At 69.6% G+C, this 16,973-nt stretch carries 17 protein-coding genes; 7 read left to right on the top strand and 10 right to left on the bottom strand.

The annotated features are described in order from the left end of the window. The first annotated feature begins 48 nt into the window (after positions 1 to 48). A complete protein-coding gene (locus tag FK268_RS22605; RefSeq protein WP_146437708.1) occupies positions 49 to 645 on the top strand; it encodes a helix-turn-helix domain-containing protein in 597 nt (198 codons plus the stop codon). Positions 646 to 727: 82 nt separating this feature from the next. On the opposite strand, the gene FK268_RS22600 is transcribed toward FK268_RS22605, so the two are convergent. The 4 genes from FK268_RS22600 to FK268_RS22585 form a co-directional block, all read right to left on the bottom strand. Next, a complete protein-coding gene (locus FK268_RS22600) occupies positions 728 to 1,210 on the bottom strand; it encodes a DUF5130 domain-containing protein (protein ID WP_146437707.1) in 483 nt (160 codons plus the stop codon). Beyond that, entirely contained in the window at positions 1,197 to 1,454 is a 258-nt protein-coding gene (gene ctaJ / locus FK268_RS22595) for an aa3-type cytochrome oxidase subunit CtaJ (protein WP_068526454.1), read from the bottom strand. Before ctaJ ends, FK268_RS22600 begins: the two co-directional genes overlap by 14 nt. A 65-nt stretch (positions 1,455 to 1,519) precedes the next feature. Continuing rightward, the gene (locus FK268_RS22590; protein ID WP_146437706.1) at positions 1,520 to 2,113 is read right to left on the bottom strand and encodes an HNH endonuclease; all 594 of its coding nucleotides are present in this window, start codon (positions 2,111 to 2,113) and stop codon (positions 1,520 to 1,522) included. A gap of 208 nt (positions 2,114 to 2,321) precedes the next feature. Continuing rightward, positions 2,322 to 3,959, bottom strand: coding sequence for a PAS domain-containing protein (locus FK268_RS22585; protein ID WP_368732153.1), 1,638 nt, complete (start codon positions 3,957 to 3,959; stop codon positions 2,322 to 2,324). 176 nt (positions 3,960 to 4,135) lie between these two features. Between FK268_RS22585 and FK268_RS22580 the strand changes: the two genes are divergently transcribed. Continuing rightward, positions 4,136 to 4,540 carry a globin gene (locus FK268_RS22580; protein WP_146437704.1) on the top strand — a complete coding sequence of 135 codons (405 nt, stop codon included), beginning with the start codon at positions 4,136 to 4,138 and terminating at the stop codon, positions 4,538 to 4,540. Between the two features lie 11 nt (positions 4,541 to 4,551). Beyond that, a complete protein-coding gene (locus tag FK268_RS22575; RefSeq protein ID WP_146437703.1) occupies positions 4,552 to 6,150 on the top strand; it encodes a glycoside hydrolase family 13 protein in 1,599 nt (532 codons plus the stop codon). A 31-nt stretch (positions 6,151 to 6,181) separates the two neighbouring features. Here FK268_RS22575 and FK268_RS22570 read toward each other — a convergent pair whose 3' ends face one another. After that, on the bottom strand, positions 6,182 to 6,667 hold the full coding sequence (locus FK268_RS22570; RefSeq protein ID WP_158636200.1) for a DUF4188 domain-containing protein: 486 nt from the start codon (positions 6,665 to 6,667) through the stop codon (positions 6,182 to 6,184). Positions 6,668 to 6,748: 81 nt separating this feature from the next. On the opposite strand from FK268_RS22570, the gene FK268_RS22565 reads away from it, so the two are divergent. Next, entirely contained in the window at positions 6,749 to 7,441 is a 693-nt protein-coding gene (locus tag FK268_RS22565; RefSeq protein WP_146437701.1) for a MerR family transcriptional regulator, read from the top strand. On the opposite strand, the gene FK268_RS22560 is transcribed toward FK268_RS22565, so the two are convergent. The 4 genes from FK268_RS22560 to ettA form a co-directional block, all read right to left on the bottom strand. Beyond that, positions 7,430 to 8,074, bottom strand: a complete 645-nt coding sequence (locus tag FK268_RS22560; protein WP_146437700.1) for a DUF8185 domain-containing protein — start codon at positions 8,072 to 8,074, stop codon at positions 7,430 to 7,432. The two genes, FK268_RS22565 and FK268_RS22560, sit on opposite strands and share 12 nt — an antisense overlap. Next, a complete protein-coding gene (locus FK268_RS22555) occupies positions 8,071 to 8,517 on the bottom strand; it encodes an acyl-CoA thioesterase (protein ID WP_438696014.1) in 447 nt (148 codons plus the stop codon). The genes FK268_RS22560 and FK268_RS22555 overlap by 4 nt, the downstream gene beginning before the upstream one ends. Before the next feature lie 84 nt (positions 8,518 to 8,601). Further along, a complete protein-coding gene (locus FK268_RS22550; RefSeq protein ID WP_146437698.1) occupies positions 8,602 to 12,822 on the bottom strand; it encodes an NAD-glutamate dehydrogenase in 4,221 nt (1,406 codons plus the stop codon). Between the two features lie 198 nt (positions 12,823 to 13,020). After that, entirely contained in the window at positions 13,021 to 14,694 is a 1,674-nt protein-coding gene (gene ettA / locus FK268_RS22545) for an energy-dependent translational throttle protein EttA (protein ID WP_146437697.1), read from the bottom strand. A gap of 150 nt (positions 14,695 to 14,844) precedes the next feature. On the opposite strand from ettA, the gene FK268_RS24370 reads away from it, so the two are divergent. The 3 genes from FK268_RS24370 to FK268_RS22535 all read left to right on the top strand — a co-directional run bounded on the left by FK268_RS24370 (position 14,845) and on the right by FK268_RS22535 (position 16,056). Next, on the top strand, positions 14,845 to 14,988 hold the full coding sequence (locus FK268_RS24370) for a hypothetical protein (RefSeq protein ID WP_158636199.1): 144 nt from the start codon (positions 14,845 to 14,847) through the stop codon (positions 14,986 to 14,988). A 50-nt stretch (positions 14,989 to 15,038) separates the two neighbouring features. Further along, on the top strand, positions 15,039 to 15,362 hold the full coding sequence (locus FK268_RS22540; protein WP_146437696.1) for a hypothetical protein: 324 nt from the start codon (positions 15,039 to 15,041) through the stop codon (positions 15,360 to 15,362). A 358-nt stretch (positions 15,363 to 15,720) separates the two neighbouring features. Beyond that, the gene (locus tag FK268_RS22535) at positions 15,721 to 16,056 is read left to right on the top strand and encodes a histone-like nucleoid-structuring protein Lsr2 (protein WP_146437695.1); all 336 of its coding nucleotides are present in this window, start codon (positions 15,721 to 15,723) and stop codon (positions 16,054 to 16,056) included. Between the two features lie 133 nt (positions 16,057 to 16,189). On the opposite strand, the gene FK268_RS22530 is transcribed toward FK268_RS22535, so the two are convergent. Beyond that, on the bottom strand, positions 16,190 to 16,969 hold the full coding sequence (locus tag FK268_RS22530; RefSeq protein ID WP_146437694.1) for a hypothetical protein: 780 nt from the start codon (positions 16,967 to 16,969) through the stop codon (positions 16,190 to 16,192). Between the last annotated feature and the right edge of the window lie 4 nt (positions 16,970 to 16,973).

The following is a 16,973-nucleotide window of genomic DNA, read 5'->3' as shown; positions in this document are numbered from 1 at the left end:
AATCCTGGTCACCGAGGGCAGGCACGTGAGCGGGAAGCAGGGAGGGACATGACGGAGCAGCGGGGCCGAACGGTCGATTCGGAGCAGCTGGGCGGGGTGATCCGCGCGGCCCGTGCCGAGCAGGGATTGACCCTCGCCGCGGTCTCGGCGCGCACCGGACTCTCCCCGTCGTTCCTGAGTCAGCTGGAGAACGGCCGGACCAACACCAGTCTCCGGTCGCTGCAGTCGATCGCCGACGCCCTGTCCACGACCGCGACCGACCTGTTGGCCCGGGCCGACGCAGACGACGCTGCGGTCTGCCGCGCCGGTGACCCCGCGCTGATCGTCGGCGAGGGCGCACCGTCGGACGACACCGTACGGGTGCGGTCACTGGTCCACGGTCGCCGCGCCCTGCGGGCACTCGAATTCACGGGCCGCGCCGACGACGACCGCGACTTCCGCCACCCGCACGACGAGATCATGTACGTGGTCGCGGGAACCGCGGTGGTGACCGTCGGGGAACCGCCCGAGGTGGAGGAGCTGCACCCGGGCGACAGCCTCTACATCACCGCGGGCCTCCTGCACCGCTGGCGCGGGCTCACCGACGATACGAAGGTGGTCCTGATGACCGTCGCCGAAGACCGGAGGATCAACCGCGGCCGATGAGACGCCGCCCGCCGAACGACGGATGAGAACGACGGAGCCCCGGACCGCCACGAGGGCGATCCGGGGCTCCGGGTCGTGCGGGCTACGCCGTCGGCGGCTTCACGGCCGAGGCCATGACGCGCAGCGCCGCGATGAGGCCGTCGATGAGGTCGCCGGCCTGGAAGGGCGGGATCGCGGCGGTGACGCCGAGCTGCGCGACCTTGTCGCCCAGACGGTCGGCCACACCGCTGCCGGTGAGGACCACGATGTCGCGCGTGTTCGGCGAGACGGCGATGAGCGCCGCGTACTCGGGCTCGGGAGCCTGACGGAGCACCGCCTCGGCACCGGCGTGCGCATCGTCACCCAGGTCGCCGATGTACACGGAGAACCGGGCGCCGGCGTCGCGCGTGGCGCGGATCAGGGCCTCGTCGAGGCCGATGAGCTCCTCACGCGAGAACGGCGGATTGGCGGGGCTGTCGCTCGCCTGGCGTGCGGCGGAGATCCGGCCGCTCGACGTGATGGCCGTACCGATGGGCAGCTCGCCCTGCGGAACGGCGATGGTCTGCGCGTGATCACCACTTGCCACGAGCGGCACCCCCGATCAGGTTCTCGTTGTCATGGTCGCCGTGATGGGCGCCGTGCGGGCCCACCGGAGCCTCGTCGACCGCGCTGAACAGCATGGGCTCGCGGGTCCACGGCTCGCCGAGCTTGTACTCGCCCGGCTGCTGGTACTTCTCGTTGCGGCCGGTGGCCATCGAGATGACACACAGGACGACGATCACGATCGTCGCCACGACGGTGATCCCACCGACGATGTTGAGCAAGCTCACTGTGGGCCCCTTTCCTGTCTGCGCCAACGCCCGAGACGCGCTGGTCGATCAGTGAACAACTTAGCCTATGCCGCATCCAGGTCGAGATACCGACTCCACATCGGGTCGACCTCCTTGAGCGTGGACAGCAGCCGCCAGTGACGCCCCTGGGGCGCCCGCGGCTCGGTGCGCAGCGTCCAGCCGATTTCGGACAGCAGCCGATCGGCCTTGCGATGGTTGCAGGAGGCGCAGCACGCGACACAGTTCTCCCATCCGTGGCCGCCGCCGCGGGACCGGGGCTGCACGTGGTCGATGGTGTCGGCCTTGCCGCCGCAGTAGCCGCAGCGGAAGCGATCGCGGTGCATCAGCGCCGCCCGCGTCATCGGCACCTGGGCCCGGTAAGGCACCCGGACGTACGTCCGCAACCGGATCACCGACGGCACAGACAGCGAACGGTCCGCTGAATGCACCAGCGGACCGTTCGGATCGTCGTGGACCACGTCGGCCCTGTCCCTCAGCATCAGGACTATCGCCCTGCGCATCGATATCGCGGTGAGCGGCTCGTACGTGGCGTTGAGCAGCAGCACTCGGCGCTTGCCCCAGACAGCGCCGGCGGCGGAAGAGGAGTCGTCGGCGAACGTCGTGGTCGCGGATCGACCCGCGCCGTGCGATCGCTTCATCGACACTCCTCACCCTCGCGCGGCCCCACCGGGACGGCCGGGGCCCTTTCGCCTCTAGTAGTGCACCACGGACTCGAGCGGTCCGCACGGTGATTTCCGCGCATTTCCCGAGGCGAATCGGCGGATAGCCGGTGAACGCGAGGTGACCTACTCCGTGACGACGGTGTTGCGGCCCGCCGCCTTCGCGCGGTACAGCCGACGGTCCGCCTCACGGAGCAGGATCTCGGGATCGGTGGTCGCGGCGTCGAGGGAGACGCCGCCGATGCTGACGGAGACGGGTCGGGCACCGTCGTGGGTGAGGCCGAGCGCGAGTACCTCGCGGCGCACCGATTCGAGCACCTCCGCGAGGTCGACGTCGCCGAGCAGGAGCAGCGCGAGCTCGTCGCCGCCGTACCGTGCGGCGATCTCGCCGCGCCGGGCCGGGATCCGGGCGAGGACGCCCGCGAAGTCGCGCAGGGCCACGTCGCCGGCCGTGGCTGTCGTTGTAGGTCTTGAAGCCGTCCACGTCGATGAGCGCGAGGTGGACCATGCCGCCGTCCTGGGCCGCCGCGCTCCACGCCGCGTCGAGCGCGCGCCCGAGCCCGCGCCGGTTCGCGATACCGGTGAGCTCGTCGACCTCGGCGAGCCTGCCGAGCTCCTGCGCCGCGTCCTCGAGCGCGCGGCGCTCGGTGCGCTCATCCGTGATGTCGGTCTGGCTGCCGATGATCCGCACGATCGTGCCGTCGCCGGCGCGCTCGATGATCCGCCCCCGGGCGCGGACCCACATGTACTCACCGGAGCGGGTTCGGATCCGGTGCTCGCAGTGGTACTCGGCGGTCTCGCCGCGCATGTGGCGGTTCATCGCGCGCAGCGCGGTCTCGAGGTCGTCGGGGTGCACGCGACGCTCCCACTCGAGGGTCGTGTCCCCGATCTCGTCGTCGGAGTAGCCGAGCATGCGCTTCCAGCGCGGCGAGTAGTAGACCTCGTGGGCCGCGATGTCCCAGTCCCAGATGCCCTCCCCGACGGTGTCGAGCGCGAACTGCCAGCGCGCCTCCGCGCGCAGCAGCCGGGCCTCGATCAGCCGTGTCGTCGTGACGTCGCGCGAGATGCCGACGAGGCCGATCACCCGACCCGCCTCGTCGCGGTAGGGCGCTTTGAGCGAGCGGACGGTGACCCGGCGACCGTCGACCTCGGCGGACTCGTCGATCTCCTGGGCGACCCCCGTATCCATCACCGCGCGGTCCGTCTCCATGATGCGCGCCGCCGCGACCGGATCCATGAAGTCGGCGTCGGTACCGCCGAGCACCTCACCGAGTGGCCGGTCCCCCGCCTGCAAGACCCGCTGCGCGGCGCGGTTGAGGAAGATGAACCGCCCGTCGCGGTCCTTGACGTACACCGAGTCCGGCGCCGCGTCCGCAATGGCCTGGAGCGTGCGGATGGTGATGTGGTCGCCGACGCCGCGCGGCAGCGATCCCGCCGCGCCCTCCTGCAGCGCCCGCAAGCGCGCGATCTCCTCGGCGGTGCTGCGGGTGTCGGTGTCATCGCGCGAGACGCCGATGAGCCCCACGACCCGGCCCGAGGCATCGCGGTACGGCGACTTGGTGGACTGGAACCGGCGTGCCCGTCCGTCGACGGTCGTCCACTCCTCGAGCTCGCGGGGGACGCCGCTGCGCATGATCGCGCGGTCGGCCTCGCGCAACTCGGCCGCGGCCGCCGCGTCGAACATCTGCCTGTCGTCCCTGCCGACGAACTCGTCGGCTCGCACGTCGTAGAGCCGCGCGACCACGTCGTTGACGTAGACGTACCGGCCGGCGAGGTCCTTGACGTAGATCAGGTCGGTGGCGGACTCGGCGATCGCCTGGAACATCGACAGGGCGCTCCGCGTCCGCTCGAGCTCCTGCGTGAGGTCCTCGACGCGGTCCCGCTCCCGACGGAGTGCCTCGTCCACACCGCCCGCCGTCCCGTCGCTCACCCGGTCGACCATAGTTCGGACGGGGCGGCGCCGCCGCCGGGGTCCCCGCCGCGTCGTGGGAGAATGGACCGGTGAGCACGCCGGACCAGCAGAGCTTCTACGACGCCGTCGGCGGCGCGGACACCTTCGCGGAGTTGATCCACCGCTTCTACCAGGAGGTCGCGCACGACGATGTGCTGCGCCCCCTGTACCCCGAGGAGGATCTGGGTCCCGCCGAGGTGCGGCTGCGGATGTTCTTCGAGCAGTACTGGGGCGGACCGCGCACCTACTCGGAGCAACGCGGGCATCCGCGGCTGCGGATGCGGCACGTGCCCTTCCGGATCACCGAGCTCGAGCGCGACGCCTGGCTGCGGTGCATGGATGTGGCGATCGCCTCGATCGACGACGCGCGGATGAGCCCCGACCGCAAGCAACAGCTCAGGGCCTACTGTGAGATGGCCGCACAGATGCTCGTGAACACCCCCATGGGCGCTTGAACAGGAGTGAGATGACGCCACCCGTCCACACGCCCCGCTACACCGACGCACCGTGGTGGAAGGACGCGATCTTCTACCAGGTGTATCCGCGGTCGTTCTCCGATGCGAACGGCGACGGCGTCGGAGATCTGCGCGGGGTGATCGACCGCCTCGGCTACCTCGAGCTGCTCGGTGTGGACGCCCTGTGGCTGTCTCCGGTGATGCGCTCGCCGATGGCCGATCACGGCTACGACGTCTCGGATCCGCGCGACATCGACCCGCTGTTCGGCACCCTCGCCGATATGGACGAGCTGATCGCGGCGGCGCACGCCCACCGCATCCGCGTCACCATGGACCTGGTGCCGAACCACACGTCCGATCAGCACCCCTGGTTCCAGGCCGCGTTGGCCGCGGGTCCGGGCAGCCCGGAGCGCGCCCGGTACGTCTTCCGCGACGGCCGCGGCCCCAACGGCGACGAGCCGCCGAACAACTGGCCCAGCATCTTCGGCGGTCCGGCCTGGCATCGGGTGACCGAGGCCGACGGCACGCCCGGGCAGTGGTACCTGCACATCTTCGCACCGGAGCAGCCAGACCTGAACTGGGACAACGAGGACGTCTTCCAGGACCTGGCGCAGACCCTGCGCTTCTGGCTCAATCGCGGCGTCGACGGTTTCCGCATCGACGTGGCGCACGGCATGGCGAAGCCCGCGGGCCTGCCGGACATGGACCTGGCAAACAACCAGATCATGGACAACGACGAGAACGACCTGCGCTTCAACAACGCCGGGGTGCACGCCATCCACCGGCGCATCCGCCAGGTGATGGACGAATTCCCCGGTCGCGTCACCGTCGGTGAGATCTGGGTCAAGGACAACGACCGGTTCGCCGAGTACATCCGGCCCGACGAACTGCATCTGGGGTTCAACTTCCGGCTCGCCGAGGCGCACTGGGACGCACGGGAGATCCGCGAGGCGATCGACAACTCGCTGATCGCGGTGGAGTCGGTGAACGGCATCCCCACGTGGACGCTCTCCAACCACGACGTGCCGCGTGAGGTCACGCGATTCGGCGGCGGCGCGGCGGGCATCGCCCGCGCGCGGGCGATGATCCTGGTGGAGCTGGCACTGCCGGGCACCGTCTTCCTCTACAACGGGTCCGAGCTGGGCCTGCCCAACGTCGACCTTCCCGACGAGGTGCTGCAGGACCCGACGTGGGAGCGCTCCGGGCACACCGAGCGCGGCCGCGACGGGTGCCGGGTGCCCCTGCCGTGGCAGGGCGCACTGCCGCCCTACGGCTTCTCGACGAATCCGGACACCTGGCTGCCCATGCCGGACGACTGGAAGGACCTCACCGCCGAGGCCGAGCTCGAGGACCTCGATTCGACGCTCACGCTGTACCGCACGGCGATCGAGCTCCGCCGCATGCGCCCGGAGTTCCGCGGCGACGCGATCGAATGGTACGGCGCCCCGCGGCCGGGGCTTCTCGCCTTCCGGCGCGTCGGTGGGAACCTGACGTGCGTGCTCAACGCCTCGGACCGGCCCGTCGAACTGCCCGGTGACGAGGTGATCCTGTCGAGCGCCACCCTGGTCGACGGCAAGCTGCCGCCGGATGCGGCATGCTGGCTGGCCTGAGCGCCGGCCCGAATCCGTCGCACGGGCCCGCTCAGGCCCCGATCCGCTCCCGGGAGGTGCGGCCCCGTCGGGCTAAGGGCTGCGACCCGACGGCCGCGGCGAGGCCGACCGGCGCGGACAGGTCCGCGTAGATCGACTCGTGCGCCCCGGCGGGCACGCGGTAGGTCTCATGCCAGATGCCGACGGTCGAACGTCCCTGACCGTGGGCCATCTTGTAGAACTCCAACCAGGCCGGCCGGTGCGTGAAGTCGGTCGAGTGCGAATAGCTCTCGAGCTCGGCGAAGCTGCGCCAGTACTGCACCAGCAGGGGCCCGCCCGGCGCGATCGCCTTGAATCCACCCAGGTACCCCAGGGCGCCGCCGCGCTCGCGGTCACGCTCGATCTCGGACAGCATCCGGCGCAGCGATCGCGCGACGAACGCGGACTGCCCCAGCCTCCAGGTCCGCCGGGGGCGCATGCCCAGCAGGAAGACGACCAGATCACCGTCGTGGGTGTCGGTCTGAAGATCGTGGTTCATGGGTCCCTCTCCGCCGGATCTTAATTGGATAGTGCCGCTACCCATATTGGAGAGTTTTACTATCCATGTCAAGATCGATACATGCGTTTGTCCGAGTTGTCCGCTGAGACGGGCGTCAGTACGGCGTCGCTGAAGTACTACCTGCGCGAGTCGCTCCTGCGCCCCGGCGAGACGATCACCCGCACGCAGGCCGAGTACGGCCCCGCGCACGTCGACCGTGTGCGCCTCATCCGCGCGCTCGTCGAGTCCGGCGGCCTGTCGCTGGCCCGGGTCCGCAGCGTCCTTGACGCCCTCGACAGCCCGACGGTGCCGCGCACGGAACTGCTCGGGGTCGCACAGGAGGCGCTCACGGAGGGCACGGATTTCGACGAGGACCCGGACTGGACCGCCGCCGCGGCCGCGTTCATCGAGCATCGCGGCTGGCGGATCCAGGACGGCGACGTGCTGCTCCCCCAGCTCGGAGCCCAGCTCAAGGCGCTGACGGAGACCTGCGACGTGGGCACCACCGCGACCCTCGACGGGTGGGCGGACGCGGCGGAGCGGATCGCCGCCACCGATCTCGAGACCCTCACCGGCGACGACGCGCAGGCACTGCGTACCGCGATCGTCGGGACCGTGCTGTCCGACCGGGTCCTGCAGACCCTGCGCCGCCTCGCACAGCAGAACCGCACGGCAATGCTCTTCGCCGCCCGGGCCGGGGCGGCGCAGGGCGAGGGGGCGCTGTCCGAGACCACGCGCGCCGGGGCCGCAGCCCCGGACGACTCAGACCAGTAGCCCCGGACCGGATTCGCGCCGCTGGTACAGCGAGCCGAACCGGGCGTCGATCCGGACCCACGTCGCGGACGCGGAGATCCGGACGGGCTCGTCGGCACCGTCGGCGGCGAAGCCCATGGCCTCCAGGGCGAACGCGGTGCGCAGGCTGATCGGCACCGTGGTGTCCCCGGAGGCCACGCTGACCACCTCGGAGTCCAGCAGCGAGGCCGGCGGACCCGCCGGGCCGCCGGCCTCCCGGCCGACCTCGACGCCCCGGGCCGCGACGGCACGCAGCGCCTGCGCGGGCACGTCGTCGAGGTGCTCGAAACCGGTCGCGGGCGGCAGTGCCCCGCGCCACGCCGAGTCCAGGGCGAAGCCCACGTCCACGTAACCGCCCTCGTCCGACGGTGCCAGGCGCAGCGAGTCCAGGACGGACGCCGCACCGCACACGAGCGACTCCGGTGCGACGGCCCCGCTGAGCACTCGCACCGCCAGGACCCCGAATCCGGTCCTGCCCCAGACCTCGACGTGCGCCTCATCGCGGCGACGCACGCGGATCACCGCCGAGTCGTCGGTGCGGAGCAGCCGGGTGACGAAGGCCGCGAGATTCGAGCGCGGCCCCGCGCCCGCCACCGTCAAACGTCGATCGCTCACCGGGAGAAGGACTTCACGTAGTCGCGCTGCTCCCCCGACAGGCGCCGGACGCGCTGCTCCCCCACATCGAAGGCCGCCAGCCGGACCTGCGCGATCACCGCCGGGGCGGTGTCGAGCGCGGCGCCGGCGGGACGCACCTCGTGGTGCACCACGAAGTCCGCCGCCCGTACCGCGGAGGTCCACAGTGTGATCTGCAGCGGCGAATCCTGGTGCCGCAGTTGCCCGCGGTACTCCACCTCGAGCTTGGCCAGCAGCAGCCCGTCGAGCAGGTCGCGGGTGGGGGCGTCGGGCGCGAAGAGCAGCGGGATGCGCGCCTCCTCCAGCAGCGTCACCATCCGGGCGTTGTTGATGTGCTGGTAGACGTCCATATCGGACCAGCGCACGTCCACCGGCACCGTCAGGACGGGAGCGCCGTCGGCGTTCACGGAGCGCACGCCCGTCACGCCCGCGGCGGTGAAGCTGTAATCGGTCACGTCCTCAACGCTAGCCGACCACCGCCGGGCGCCGCCGTCCCCGCACCCCGCGAGCTAGCCCACGTGCCGCAGCAGCGACCGCAGCGCGCGGGTCGCGACCGACAGTCGCGACTCGTCGTTCGCGCCGACCGCCGCGCCGTCCACAGGATCGAGGATCTCGGCGAGCAGCGCGCCGACCCGCTCGAGCCGCTGCGCGTGGTGCGATGCCCAGTCCCCGATCTTCTGCGTTGCGGGCTCATCGGGCTCGGTGAAGTTGAGCACCTCGACGGTGAGCGCGCGCAGCGCCCCGTAGAGGTCGTCGCGCAGGGCCAGTCGCGCCATCTCGCTCCACCGGTCCCCGCGCGGCAGCTCCGCGACCGCGCCGAGCATCCTGTCGACCCGCAGATGCTGCATGAGCGCGAAGTACAGGCGGCCCACCTCGTCGTCCTCGCGCTCGGTGATGTCGGCGATGTCCACCACGTCCAGCAGGCTGAACCGGTACAGGGCGCGGCTGACGGCGTACGCCAGATCATCGGGAACCCCCGCCTCGCGGGCGTGATCCGCGGCGCGGCAGGCGTGCGCGTCGTACTGGATATCCCAGTCCGGCATCGCGGCCGTCATCGCCGCGATGCGGTCCGCGTACCGGTTGACCTCGGCGCCGATCGCGATCGGCTGCGGCCGGTTGGTGAGCATCCAGCGCGCGCCCCGGTCGAGCACACGACGGCTCTCCGCGAGCAGTGCGGCCGACTCCGCGGCCGAGGTCGGCAGTGCCCTGATCGCCGCCCACGTCTCGGGAAGCCCGAACACCCGGCTCACGGCCACGAAAGCACGCACGGCGTCGGGCGCCGCAGCCCCGGTCTCCTCCTGCAGCCGGTAGACGAAGCTCACGCCCGCGTTGTCGACGAGCTCGTTCACCGCCTGGGTGGTGACGATCTCCCGGCGCAGCGGATGCTGGAAGACGGCCTCCGCGGCGCGCTCGCGCAGGTGGTCGGGGAAGTAGTCCGGCAGCCGCGCCGCGAGCACGTCGTTGTCGGGTAGGTCGCTGGCGAGCACGTCGTCCTTGACCGCCAGCTTGACGTGCGCCATGAGGTTGCATAGCTCCGGCGAGCTCAGGCCCAGGCCGGCGGCCTGCAGGCGATCCGTCTCCTTGCGCGTCGGGAGCGCCTCCAGGCGGAGGTCGACGCCGCGGTTGCGGGACAGGTCCGCGAGGATCCGCGCGTGCACGTCCACCATCTTCGGCGCCAGCGAGCGTTCCACGGACAGTGCGGTGTTCTGCGAGACGTTGTCCGCGAGCACGAGTCGCGAGACATCGTCCGTCATCGAGACGAGCAGATCGTGCCGCTCGGCCTCGGGGATCGCGCCCGCGGCGATCTGCCGGTCCAACAGGATCTTGATGTTGACCTCGTGGTCGGAGCAGTCCACGCCGGCCGAGTTGTCCATCGCGTCGGTGTTGATCCGGCCGCCGCTGCGGTCGAACTCGATCCGCCCGAGGGCGGTGACACCCAGGTTGCCGCCCTCGCCGACGACCTTGGCGCGCACCTGGTTGCCGTCCACGCGGATCGCGTCGTTGGCGCGGTCGCCCACGTCACCGTTGCCCTCCGACGAGGCCTTGATGTACGTCCCGATGCCGCCGTTCCACAGCAGGTCGACGGGGGCCAGCAGCACCGCCCGCATGAGCTCGGGCGGGGTCATCTCGGTGATCCCGTCGGCGAGGCCGAGCGCGGCGCGGACCTGCGGGCTGATCGGCACCGACTTCGCGTCGCGGCTGTAGACGCCTCCGCCCTCGCTGATCTTGCTGCTGTCGTAGTCCTTCCACGACGACCGTGGCAGGTCGAACAGGCGCCGGCGCTCCGCGAAGCCGACGGCCGCATCGGGGTTCGGGTCGAGGAAGATGTCGCGGTGGTCGAACGCCGCGACCAGGCGGATGTGCTCGGAGAGCAGCATGCCGTTGCCGAAGACGTCGCCGCTCATGTCGCCCACGCCGACCGTCGTGAAGTCCTCGGCCTGGGTGTCGATGCCCATCTCGCGGAAGTGCATCTTCACGGACTCCCACGCGCCGCGGGCCGTGATGCCCATGCCCTTGTGGTCGTAGCCCTCCGAGCCGCCGGAGGCGAAGGCGTCGCCGAGCCAGAAGCCGTAGCCCGCTGCCACGTCGTTGGCGATGTCGGAGAACGAGGCGGTGCCCTTGTCGGCGGCCACCACGAGGTAGGTGTCGTCGGCGTCGCGGCGCACCACGCGCTCGGGCGGGAGCACCGCGCCGTCGGGACCGAGGTTGTCGGTCACGTCGAGCAGGCCCGAGATGAACATGCGGTAGCAGGCGACGCCTTCGGCGCGCTGCGCGTCGCGGTCGGCAGCGGCGTCGCCCGTGAGCGCGGGCGGTTGCTTGACCACGAAGCCGCCCTTGGCCCCCACCGGCACGATGACGGCGTTCTTCACCGCCTGCGCCTTGACCAGGCCGAGGACCTCGGTGCGGAAGTCCTCCCGGCGATCCGACCAGCGCAGACCGCCGCGCGCGACCATGCCGAAGCGCAGGTGCACGCCCTCGACCCGGGGCGAGTAGACGAAGATCTCGAAGCGCGGACGCGGCTTCGGCGCCTCCGGGATGCGGCCCGGTTCGAGCTTGATCGAGATGACCGGCTTGTCGGCGTAGAAGTTCGTGCGCACGGCCGCCTGCACGACGTGCAGGTACGCGCGGAGGATCCGGTCCGCATCGAGGCTGGTGACCGCCGCGAACGCGGACTCCAGGTCGGCCTCCGCGGTGGCGGCGGCGTCCGCATCGGCGGAGATCGGATCGAAAGTCGCGGTCCACAGCCGCACCAGCGCGAGCACGGCGTCGCGGTGCTCCAGGAGCACCTGCGCCATGTGCCCGGGGCTGTACGGAAAACCGCACTGGCGCAGGTACTGGCCGATGGCACGCAGCAGCGCGACGCGGCGCCAGTCCAGCCCGAAGGCGAAGATCAGCTCGTTGAACCGATCGACCTCGGCATCTCCGCGCCAGACCGCCGCGGCGCCGCCGCTGGCCAGGCCGCGCAGCGTCGCCAGGTGCGCAGGCAGGTCCGCCTCGGAGACGCCCTCGGCGGCGGTCGCCCGCAGCACCGGCGAGACCCGCAGGCCGAAGTCGTAGACCGAGCACACCACGCCGTCGGGCCGGCGCACGGTGTACGGCCGCTCGTCGAGCACGTCCACGCCGAGGGACTGCAGCACCGGCAGCACCTCCGAGAGCGTGACCTGCCCGCCCGTCATGTACATCGTGAAGCCGAGGTTGGCGCCGCGTCCCTCCGGCGGGTCGTAGAAGACGAGATCGGTGCCCTCGGCGGGCAGTGCGGCGATGCGCCGGATGTCGAGGAGCGCGACCTCGGGGGTCTGGTCCTCCTTGTAGTTCGGCGAGATGCCCGGCAGGTACGCCGCGAGGGTCGCCGTGTCGGCGCCCGCTGCGGCGGCCGCGGAGAGGACGTCCTCGTCCCAGGTACGGCTCACGTCGCCGAGCCGGGCCCGGATGCGCGCCTCGTCCTCGGCGTGGAAGACCGGCACTGCGGCCTCGTCGCGCGGGAGCAGAACGAACTGGATGCGCGCGATGGCCGATTCGGTGACACGGGCGGTGAAGCGGTCCACCCGCATCCCCGTCTCCGATTCGAGGACGTCGATGAGAACGCCGCGGGCGCGCGAGGTGTAGCGGTCGCGTGGCAGGTACACCAGCGCCGTGGCGAACCGGGCGAGCCGGTCGGTGCGGAGGAACAGCGCGAGGTCCTCGTCGCCCAGGTTGCGCAGGCCACCGAAGACCCGGGCCAACTCGTCCTCGTCGGCCACGACCAGGCGCAGCCGTGGGAAGGTCTGGATGTACTCGAGCAGGCGCTGGTTCGCGGGGTCGGCGCGGTCGACGCCGATGCGGGCGAGGACCCGCTCGATCTTCGCCCCCACCATCGGGATGCCGAAGACGTTGTGGTGCAGGCCCAGCACGGTCAGCGCCATGGCGTACAGCTGAGCGGGGCCGCCGTCCGACGGCGAGACCGCCAGGAGGCTCGGCGAACCCGCCGCGTCGCCCACGGGCTGCGCGAGTTCGACGATGGAGATGTTCCCCGGTTCGGGCGTCGGGATGGCGTCGATCACGGCCTGGAGCTTGGCGTCGGGCTCGGCCAGGACGCCGGTGCCGACACCGTCGACCCGGGTCCCGAGGACGCGCGCGTTGTCCTCCGAGAGCCAGGTCAAGAAGTCCGACGGTGACTTTCCGGGCGGCTGCGCGGCCACAACGGATGAGGCACCGGTGAAGACGGACGGATCGATCGCGGACTGCGCCACGGGCGTGCTCCTCCTGCGGGGATCGTGACAGCGGCACGCCAAAATGCGGGGTCAGCACGCGGCGCCGTTGCCAAGGTGTGACGGAGCCAGTGAGCTCCGGGCACCACACTACGTCCGGGGTGGGGGCTACGGGCGAGTAATGAACGACGACGCCCCCGGCGCTGGGCCGGGGGCGTCGTCGTTCGCGGGAGCGGGGACTCAGTCGCGGGTGAGCTTGCGGTGCGTCACCGCGTGCGGGCGCGCCGCCTCGGCGCCCAGACGCTCGACCTTGTTCGCCTCGTAGGCCTCGAAGTTGCCCTCGAACCAGAACCACTGGCCCTCTTCGACGTTGCCCTCCCACGCCAGGATGTGGGTGCAGGTGCGATCCAGGAACCAGCGGTCGTGGGAGATCACCACGGCGCAGCCGGGGAACTGCTCCAGTGCGTTCTCCAGGCTCGAGAGAGTCTCGACGTCGAGGTCGTTGGTCGGCTCGTCGAGGAGGATCAGGTTGCCGCCCTCCTTGAGGGTGAGCGCCAGGTTCAGGCGGTTGCGCTCACCGCCCGAGAGCACCTCCGAGGGCTTCTGCTGGTCCGGGCCCTTGAAGCCGAAGGCGCTCACGTAGGCGCGGGCCGGCATCTCGTTCTGACCGACGGTGATGTAGTCGAGGCCGTCGGAGACCACCTGGAAGACGGTCTTCTTCGGGTCGATGTTGGCGCGGTTCTGGTCGACGTAGCTCAGCTTGACCGTCTCGCCCACCTTGACGTCGCCCGAATCCGGGGACTCCAGGCCGACGATGGTCTTGAACAGCGTGGTCTTGCCGACGCCGTTGGGGCCGATCACGCCGACGATGCCGTTGCGCGGCAGCGTGAAGCTCAGGTCCTTGATCAGGACTCGCCCGTCGAAGCCCTTGTCCAGGTTCTTCACCTCGACGACCACGTTGCCCAGCCGCGGCGGCGTGGGGATCTGGATCTCCTCGAAATCGAGCTTGCGGTGCTTCTCGGCCTCCGCGGCCATCTCGTCGTAGCGCTCGAGACGGGCCTTGTTCTTGGTCTGCCGGGCCTTGGCACCGGAACGGACCCAGGCGAGCTCCTCCTTAAGGCGCTTCTGCAGCTTCTGATCCTTCTTCCCCTGCACCTCGAGCCGCTCGGCCTTCTTCTCCAGGTACGTGGAGTAGTTGCCCTCGTACGGGTGCAGCTTGCCGCGGTCGACCTCGCAGATCCACTGCGCGACATGGTCGAGGAAGTACCGGTCGTGGGTCACGGCCAGGACGGCGCCCGGGTAGCTCGCGAGGTGCTGCTCGAGCCACAGGACGGACTCGGCGTCCAGGTGGTTGGTGGGCTCGTCGAGGAGCAGCAGGTCGGGCTTGCTGAGCAGCAGCTTGCACAGCGCCACGCGGCGCTTCTCACCGCCGGAGAGGTGCTCGACGGTCGAGTCGCCCGGCGGGCAGCGCAGCGCGTCCATCGCCTGCTCGATCTGCGAGTCCACATCCCAGGCGTCGACGGCGTCCAGCTGCTCCTGCAGCTTGCCCATCTCCTCCATCAGCTCGTCGCTGTAGTCGGTGGCCATGAGCTCGGCGACCTCGTTGTACCGACGGAGGTTGACCATCGTCTGGCCGAGGCCGTCCTCGACGTTCTCCTTGACCGTCTTGCTCTCGTCGAGCTGGGGCTCCTGCATCAGGATGCCGACGGTGGCCTCCGGGTCCAGGAAGGCCTCGCCGTTCGACGGCTGGTCCAGGCCGGCCATGATCTTGAGGATCGACGACTTGCCCGCGCCGTTCGGACCGACGACGCCGATCTTGGCGCCGGGGTAGAACGACATCGTCACGTCGTCGAGAATGACCTTGTCGCCGTGCGCCTTACGCACCTTCTTCATCGTGTAGATGAACTCACTCACCGCAATACCTCCGTGACCTGGTGTTAATCCGCCTCGTGCGGGCTGCGGGTTACTGATCTGCTACTGCGCTGCTCCGCGACCTGTCCATAAGTTGACCCTCGGAGCGCTGCCACGCTCACGAGGGCCACAAGCAGAACGGATCTCCCCGTCATGCCCATTGACCCCAGTCTACCCACCGCCGGTTCTGCGGCCCGCCTGGCATTGCGCAGATTCCTCGGCGCGCTCGCCTTCGTTGTAGGTACCTACGCCGCCCTCTACGCGTTCGTATGGCTCGCCTGGGCGTGGTTCGCATGAACCTCCCCCTCTCCCCCACGCCGACCACCATCACCGGAAGGAACCACCGCATGTCTATCGAAATCTCCTCCGCCGCCGACTCCCAGCTTCACGACGCCCTCGACGCCCTCCTCCCGCAGCCGTACAACCTCACACAGGAACAGATCGCCACCATCCGCGAGCAGGTGACCACATGGCTGGACGATGCGTGCGCACGACTGACGCGCGAACTCCGCATCGAGCGCGACGGAGTAAAAGTCGCTCACTTCGGCGACGGTATCGTGCAAATCCTGATCGACGACACCCACGAGATATACGGCGTTCCGGTGCAGACTTTGCGCACCCTTGTCGAGGTTGGCGGGGAACTTCTGGCGATGTTGGACACCCCGAGCTAAATCCAGCTTCACCGCCCCGATGGTCCACGCGCCGGCTCGACTCCGGCGAGGGGCACAAGCGAGCGAGCCGAAAACGAGCGCCAGCCAGGCACCAGGTAATGTCAACGCGGTGGCGTCGAACAGCAAGCCGGCATCCGAAGTTTCAGTCGGAGACAGGGTTTGGCGGCACGGACGTTACTGGCTAGTAACCGGAACAACCTCACTCAGTGGAGCGATCGCCCGCCTTCACCTGTTCAACAGCCGAACCGGCGAGTCCGTCACTTGGGACCATCCCAGCGGTTTCGATGTGGCAGTCAAAGTGGCGAAACGCACGCCGCGACCGTAAGTCGTTTCAGGAGCTACTTGTACAGTTCACCGCATGGCACGAAAAGTAGTAGTCACCCTTACTGATGACATCGACGACACCCTCTCGGCAGACGAGACGGTGACCTTCGCAATCGACGGCGTTGAGTACGAGATCGACCTGAGCAAGAAGAATGCTGACAAGCTCCGCAAGGCCGTGGCCCCGTTCGTAGAGGCCGGCAGGAAGGTCAGCAGCCGCAAGCCGCGCGCCCGCACCAGCTCCAGCAGCAGCACGCCTCTGGATCGCAAGCAGTCGAACGCGATTCGGCAGTGGGCGCGGGAGAATGGGCATACGGTGTCGGATCGTGGGCGTATCGCTCAGCCGGTGATTGACGCGTACAACGCCCGGTAGCGTCGGGAGATCCCGATAACGACGAAAAAGCCCCCGCCGAGGCAATCACACCAAGGCGGGGGCTAAATCGTTCTACAGGCCAATCAGAGGCCTCTACAGCCTTCAGATTCGCTAACCTGGTTGTTTGCGTCGGTCACCCGAATGGACGCGGACGCTCCCGAGGGCCTTCGGGATCGGGGCCGATACCGCCGCCGTCGTTCTTAGGGCTGAACAGGTCCACACCGGCTACACTCGCATCGACCTTCCCCAGCGCCCGGGCTGCCTCTGCGTACAGCTCCGAAGCTGGCCGGTCCTCGATATGAAGATCGAGCTGGCCGGACCGCTGCGCAAACGCGACATGGCCCTTGCGGTAGCGCCTGTACGCAAGACCGTCGAGCGCCGCCCCTTCCGATGGGATCGCGTTCGCATTCAGCAGTGCACGCTCATCGCGGCGCAGTTGCTCCCACTCCGCCGCAAGAGATCGGAACTCGCGGTACTGGTCCACGAGACCCACCGAGATCGCGTCGTCCGCAGTGAGGTGAGCGCACGTCCCTCGCAGCGCCTCGTGACGCTGATGGAGCGCCAGGCGTTCGGCGTCGATCCGATTCGCCGCCTCCTCGCCGTGCACTGCCAGGCCGTCTCGCAGCTCCCGCAGGCGAACACTGACGAGTCGATCACCCACCGCACGGATACGCGCCGGGTCGGGTTCCGATGCCTCGCGGATGACGTCCTTGATCTTCAACTCGGTGGCGCGGAAGTTGGAGACCTGCGCCACCTCGCCCAAGAACGCGCGCAAAGCGTTAAATTCGTCCTTCTCGCGCTTCATGTCGAAGCCCAATCCGTCGAGCGCGTTGATGGCATTTCGGGCTTCTTGGAAGTCCTGCGCGCTGACTTCGATAACAGCCCGCTGCTGCATCATGTTCGGATCTGACATATTG

This window comes from Tsukamurella sputi (assembly GCF_007858445.1).
GTDB classification, from domain to species: Bacteria; Actinomycetota; Actinomycetes; order Mycobacteriales; family Mycobacteriaceae; genus Tsukamurella; species Tsukamurella sputi.
Note: the sequence above shows the minus strand (reverse complement) of the source record. Positions and strands in the feature narration are given on the sequence as shown.

Coding starts and splice junctions, on each gene's coding strand:
- FK268_RS22585 (WP_368732153.1), bottom strand. CDS start 3,959: ATGTTCCAGGCGATCGCCGAGTCCGCCACCGACCTGATCTACGTCAAG.
- FK268_RS22535 (WP_146437695.1), top strand. CDS start 15,721: ATGGCACGAAAAGTAGTAGTCACCCTTACTGATGACATCGACGACACC.
- FK268_RS22575 (WP_146437703.1), top strand. CDS start 4,552: ATGACGCCACCCGTCCACACGCCCCGCTACACCGACGCACCGTGGTGG.
- FK268_RS22570 (WP_158636200.1), bottom strand. CDS start 6,667: ATGAACCACGATCTTCAGACCGACACCCACGACGGTGATCTGGTCGTC.
- FK268_RS22530 (WP_146437694.1), bottom strand. CDS start 16,969: ATGTCAGATCCGAACATGATGCAGCAGCGGGCTGTTATCGAAGTCAGC.
- FK268_RS24370 (WP_158636199.1), top strand. CDS start 14,845: ATGCCCATTGACCCCAGTCTACCCACCGCCGGTTCTGCGGCCCGCCTG.
- FK268_RS22605 (WP_146437708.1), top strand. CDS start 49: ATGACGGAGCAGCGGGGCCGAACGGTCGATTCGGAGCAGCTGGGCGGG.
- FK268_RS22590 (WP_146437706.1), bottom strand. CDS start 2,113: ATGAAGCGATCGCACGGCGCGGGTCGATCCGCGACCACGACGTTCGCC.
- FK268_RS22540 (WP_146437696.1), top strand. CDS start 15,039: ATGTCTATCGAAATCTCCTCCGCCGCCGACTCCCAGCTTCACGACGCC.
- FK268_RS22565 (WP_146437701.1), top strand. CDS start 6,749: ATGCGTTTGTCCGAGTTGTCCGCTGAGACGGGCGTCAGTACGGCGTCG.